Raw genomic sequence first — 4,694 nt, 5'->3', positions numbered from 1 at the left:
CGCCACAACTTCGCCCCGGCGAACCTGCCGCGGCGGCGCGGCGATCCAAGGCGCTGTGCTCAGGCGCTTCGCGCTTGGTCGGCCGACAACGGCTCGCGCACGTTGCCCGGCAGCACGTCCGTGGGGCGCCCCTTCGCCATCAGCACGCCACCCCAGATGCCCCACTCACCGCGCCGCTGCGCCACCGACAGACACTCGGCCGAGAGAGGGCAGGCGCGGCAGATCACCTTGGCCTGCTCCGCCTCAATGGGCGTGGCCGGCCAGAAGAGCTCCGGGTCCTCGTCGGCGCACCGCGGCCGCTCGTGGTGAAGGTCCCACGGGTGCTCTGTCGCGGCGGTAAAGGCCCGTCCGTGCAGGCCGTCGAGACCAGCCGGACGACCCGAGCGCGTCCGGAGCGACGGCCGGTCCACAGGCCGGGTGCGAAAGTTCAGTCGGTTCCTGGTCATGCGGCGAGCTCCTTTCGGGGTCTCGTGGGTGGGTCGGTGCCGCCGGTCTGGCTGGTCCTGGCGAAGTTGAGCTGCGCGCGGGTGGGCACGTAGGGATCCCAGTGGAGGGGCATCCCGGCCTCGTCCGGCGTCCGGTTGCCCTTGCGCGTGTTGCACGGCTCGCACGCGGCCACGGCGTTGTCCCACGACGTCGCGCCGCCGCGGGACCGGGGCATCACGTGGTCCATGGTCGTGGCCATGAGCTGGCCGCAATAGGCGCATCGGTGGCGGTCCCGGCGCAGGACCCCCTCACGCGAGTAGGTGGCGCGAGTCCTTGAATAGAGCCACTTCTGCTCGACGTAGCGCACGAGTCGGACCACGATCGGGAGCTGATACGGGCCGAACGTCTCGGACTCGTGGACCGCCACCGGCGTCGCGATGCCGCGCCAGATCATCTTCACGGCGTGCTTCACGGAGACGCGATGAAGGAGGGTCTCGTCGGCGTTCCACACCTCGACCTGTGTCATTGAACCGCGCCTCCTCTCCGATGATCTGCGCGTGCGTTGCGGTGGTAACGGAACAAGCCGCCCCGGGGATCCCGTGAGCGGCTGTCGATGTCCGGCTGGTTGGCTCGACGTCAGATCTGTGCGGTCCGCGCTGGGGGTGGGACTTCGGTGGGTGACTCCCGCTCGATGCAGGTCAGGGCGCGGTCGACACACGGGTAGGCCCCTCGGAGGGCGGCGTTGGGCTTCGGCTGCGGGGTGAATCCCGTTGTCATGACAGAGCTCTCGTGAGGCGGCGCCCCTAGTGGGCGGACTGGTGTCTTCAGCCTTTCACGCTGCGCATGCCCCGGCACACCGAATTATGCGAAAGGCGTCCCTGCACATGGCAGGGGCCCGGACGCACGAACCGTCCGGGCCCCAGCCTGGGCCACACGTAGCGCAGGAGACGGGCGCCCGTGTGGGTCGGTCAGCCGACCTTGTGCAGCCACCTCACCGGGGCGCCGTCGCCGGCGTAGCGGAAGGGCTCGAGCTCGTCGTCCCACGGGACGCCGAGAAGCAGGTCGATCTCGTCCTGCAGGGCGGCAGCGTCCCCACGAACGCGGATCATGGCGTCCCGGAGACGGTCCTCCTGGATGACCGCGTCACCGTTGACGCTCGTCATCGTGTGGTGGATGCCGAGGCTCGGCGTGTAGGACCACCTCGCGCCGTCGGAGACTGCGGTCGGGTCCTCGGTCACCTCGTAGCGCAGTCCCTCCCACCCACGGAGGGCACTGGCCAACTCGGCCCCCGTGCCCACCGCGGCGGTCCAGGACAGCTCCGTGCGAACCGTGCGGGGCAGGATCGGCTGCGGGATCCAGTCGAGCGCGATCCGTTGGTCGAGGACGGCCTCGATCGCCCACGTGACGTGTGGGCACAGCGCCGTCGGGGCGCCGTGGATGAACACCACCCCGCGCGTCGTGTGGCGCGGGGTGCGCTGCGTCGCGACAGACATCCTGACCTCCTCACGTGCAAGGGACGTCTTCCCCAACGACCTCGTGCGTGGCGATCAGCTCATGCTGCCGGCTTCTCATGAAGTTGTATGCCGCTGGGCTCACTTCCGTGAGCTCCTGACCATTGTGCACCACCTGACCCACCCGCACCAGACAAACGAGCGGTATCACGATCGGCCTGCCCGCGCGCGCACCTGAGCCACGCACGAGCGCGTGGCTCAGCCGTCGTTCGGAACGCCGGGGAAGAGATAGACCTCCCCGTCGCGGACCTCGACCTTGTGGCTGGCGACCGGCTTGGTCGCGGGGAGGCACAGCACCTCACCTGTGCGGAGGCAGAATCGGCTGGCGTGGAGGGGACACTCCACCTCGCCGGCCTCGATCCAGCCCTCGGCGAGGGAGGCGTCCTCGTGGGAGCACGTGTCGTCGAGGGCGTAGTAGCTCCCGTCGTCGTCGCGGAAGAGGGAGATGGGCTGCTCCGTCCCCGTCAGCTCCTCGGGCAGGACGAGAGCCTCGCCCGGCTCGACGTCATCGACACCCGCGACGCGGATCCCCTCGCTCATGACTCTCCCTCTCCTGGCAACTGTTCGCTCCGAGCCTATGGGTCCCGTGCGGCAGGGTCGGACTGGGCTTCCCGCGACTATCATCGTTCCATGACGATGACAGCCACTGCTATCGATGAGGAGTCAGGCGCCGAGGCTGATGCGGTATCGGCTGCCGCGTGCTTGTTCCACGGGTTCAGCGAGCGGTCGAGGCTGACCATCGTCCAGCACCTCGCCCTCGGCGAGCACCGCGTCGTGGACCTCACCCGCCATCTCGGCCTGGCGCAGTCGACGGTCAGCAAGCACCTGTCCTGCCTCCTCGACTGCGGCATCGTGGAGGTGCGCACCCAGGGCCGCGCCTCCGTCTACTCGCTCGCGCACCCCGAGGAGACGCTCGACCTGCTCGCCGCAGCCGAGCGGCTGCTCGGTGCGACGGGTGACGCGGTGGTCCTCTGCCCGCGCTATGGAAAGGGCGGTGCGCGGTGACGGCCGAGCCTGCGAACCCTGCCCACTCCACCGCCGTCCTGTCGGCGGGGAGGCGCGCCCAGCTGGGCCGGCAGGCCCAGCTGCTGGCCGGCGCGTCGGTCGCCTACAACGTCGTCGAGGCAGCGGTCTCGGTCGCTGCAGGGGCGGCCGCGTCCTCGATCGCCCTCATCGGCTTCGGCCTCGACTCGCTCGTCGAGGTGGGCAGCGGCCTCGTCATCCTGTGGCAGTTCCGCCATCGCCTGCCGGAGACCCGAGAACGACAGGCCCTGCGCCTCATCGCGATCTCGTTCTTCGCCCTCGCCGCCTACGTGACCGTCGAGGCGACGCGTTCGCTGCTCGGCGCCGGTGAAGCCTCGCCGACCGGACTGGGCATCGGCATCGCGGTCGCATCTCTCCTCGTCATGCCGCTGCTGTCCTGGGCGCAGCGCCGGACCGGCCGGGAGCTCGGCTCCGCCAGCGTGGTCGCCGACTCCACGCAGACCCTCCTGTGCGCCTACCTCTCCGGCGTGCTGTTGCTCGGCCTCCTCGTCAACGCCGCCCTCGGCTGGTCGTGGGCGGACCCGGTCGCCGCCCTCGTCATCGCCGTCGTCGCCATCCGGGAGGGAGTCGAGGCCTGGCGTGGCGAGGCCTGTGCGTGCCAACCGCCCGGAGGAAGCGCACGGTGAGCACGCACCACAGTCACGGCGTGGGCGGGGCGGACCACCGCGGTCGCCTCGTGGCAGTCCTCGGCATCACCGTGGCCGTCCTCGTCATCGAGGTCATCGGAGCCGCGGCATCCGGGAGCCTGGCGCTGCTCGCCGATGCCGGTCACATGCTCACTGACGTCGCGGGGCTGAGCCTGGCCCTGGTCGCGGCTGCGCTGGCCCGCCGACCTGCCACCGACGCGCGGACGTGGGGCTATCGGCGGGCGGAGGTCCTGGGTGCGGCAGCCCAGGCGGGGGTCCTCCTCGCCGTCGGCATCTTCATCATCGTCGAGGCCGTCAAACGGCTGCTCGAGCCGCCCGAGGTCACCTCCGGGCTCATGGTCGTCTTCGGCGCCGTCGGGCTCGTCGGCAACATCGTCGGCCTCCTCATCCTCGTCAGCGCCCGCCACGCCGACCTCAACCTGCGCGCCGCGTTCCTCGAGGTCGGGGCCGACGCGCTGGGCTCGGTCGCCGTTCTCGTCGCGGCAGCAGTCATCGCGGTCACCGGCTGGCTGCGCGCCGACGCCGTCGCCTCGCTCGTCATCGGCGCCCTCATCGTGCCCCGCACCCTCGCGCTGCTCCGGGAGACTGTCGACGTCCTCCTCGAGTCAACACCCCGGGGCCTGGACCTCAAGGGCGTCCGGGAGCGCATCCTCACCCTCCCCCACGTCCGGGACGTCCACGACCTCCACGCCAGCCAGGTCGCCACCGGACTGCCGGTCCTCACCGCGCACGTCGTCGTCGACGACTCCTGCTTCCATGACGGGCACCTCGGGCCCATGCTCGACGAGCTGCAGGGGTGCATCGACACCGACTTCAACGTCGAGCACTCGACGATCCAGTTCGAGTCGCCCGCCCACGCCGGCCACGAGCATCCGACACACGCCTGACCGAGCGACCGTCCCATGGGGCACCCAGCCGTCGGGAGCGTCAGCCGGAGGCCACCTCGCTGGTTACACTCGCAGCACCGCCGACGACAGTCGACGGCCCCGGGGCAGTAGCTCAGCCGGTTAGAGCAGCGGACTCATAATCCGTCGGTCCAGGGTTCAAGCCCCTGCTGCCCCACCCA

The 4,694-nt window shown here is 70.5% G+C and carries 7 protein-coding genes and 1 tRNA gene; 4 read left to right on the top strand and 4 right to left on the bottom strand.

The features are described 5' to 3' along the window. Positions 1-59 precede the first annotated feature (59 nt). The 4 genes from LOY02_RS14415 to LOY02_RS14400 form a co-directional block, all read right to left on the bottom strand. Positions 60-446 carry a WhiB family transcriptional regulator gene (locus tag LOY02_RS14415; RefSeq protein ID WP_317183056.1) on the bottom strand — a complete coding sequence of 129 codons (387 nt, stop codon included), beginning with the start codon at positions 444-446 and terminating at the stop codon, positions 60-62. Further along, on the bottom strand, positions 443-952 hold the full coding sequence (locus LOY02_RS14410; protein WP_317183055.1) for an HNH endonuclease: 510 nt from the start codon (positions 950-952) through the stop codon (positions 443-445). Before LOY02_RS14410 ends, LOY02_RS14415 begins: the two co-directional genes overlap by 4 nt. A 442-nt stretch (positions 953-1,394) precedes the next feature. Further along, positions 1,395-1,919 (bottom strand): DUF3145 domain-containing protein, encoded by a 525-nt coding sequence (locus tag LOY02_RS14405; protein ID WP_317183054.1) that lies wholly within the window; start codon positions 1,917-1,919, stop codon positions 1,395-1,397. Between the two features lie 216 nt (positions 1,920-2,135). Next, positions 2,136-2,477 (bottom strand): bifunctional 3-phenylpropionate/cinnamic acid dioxygenase ferredoxin subunit, encoded by a 342-nt coding sequence (locus LOY02_RS14400; RefSeq protein WP_317183053.1) that lies wholly within the window; start codon positions 2,475-2,477, stop codon positions 2,136-2,138. Between the two features lie 90 nt (positions 2,478-2,567). Here LOY02_RS14400 and LOY02_RS14395 point away from each other — a divergent pair, with 90 nt between their 5' ends. From LOY02_RS14395 to LOY02_RS14380, 4 genes are all read left to right on the top strand, one after another. Continuing rightward, positions 2,568-2,942, top strand: a complete 375-nt coding sequence (locus LOY02_RS14395) for a metalloregulator ArsR/SmtB family transcription factor (protein WP_317183052.1) — start codon at positions 2,568-2,570, stop codon at positions 2,940-2,942. After that, positions 2,939-3,607, top strand: coding sequence for a cation transporter (locus LOY02_RS14390; protein ID WP_317183051.1), 669 nt, complete (start codon positions 2,939-2,941; stop codon positions 3,605-3,607). The genes LOY02_RS14395 and LOY02_RS14390 overlap by 4 nt, the downstream gene beginning before the upstream one ends. Beyond that, the gene (locus LOY02_RS14385; RefSeq protein ID WP_317183050.1) at positions 3,604-4,515 is read left to right on the top strand and encodes a cation diffusion facilitator family transporter; all 912 of its coding nucleotides are present in this window, start codon (positions 3,604-3,606) and stop codon (positions 4,513-4,515) included. Before LOY02_RS14390 ends, LOY02_RS14385 begins: the two co-directional genes overlap by 4 nt. Positions 4,516-4,616: 101 nt before the next feature. After that, positions 4,617-4,690: transfer RNA gene (locus LOY02_RS14380), tRNA-Ile, on the top strand. Positions 4,691-4,694: the final 4 nt, after the last annotated feature.

Source organism: Intrasporangium sp. (genome assembly GCF_032907665.1).
Lineage (GTDB): Bacteria > Actinomycetota > Actinomycetes > Actinomycetales > Dermatophilaceae > Intrasporangium.
Note: the sequence above shows the minus strand (reverse complement) of the source record. Positions and strands in the feature narration are given on the sequence as shown.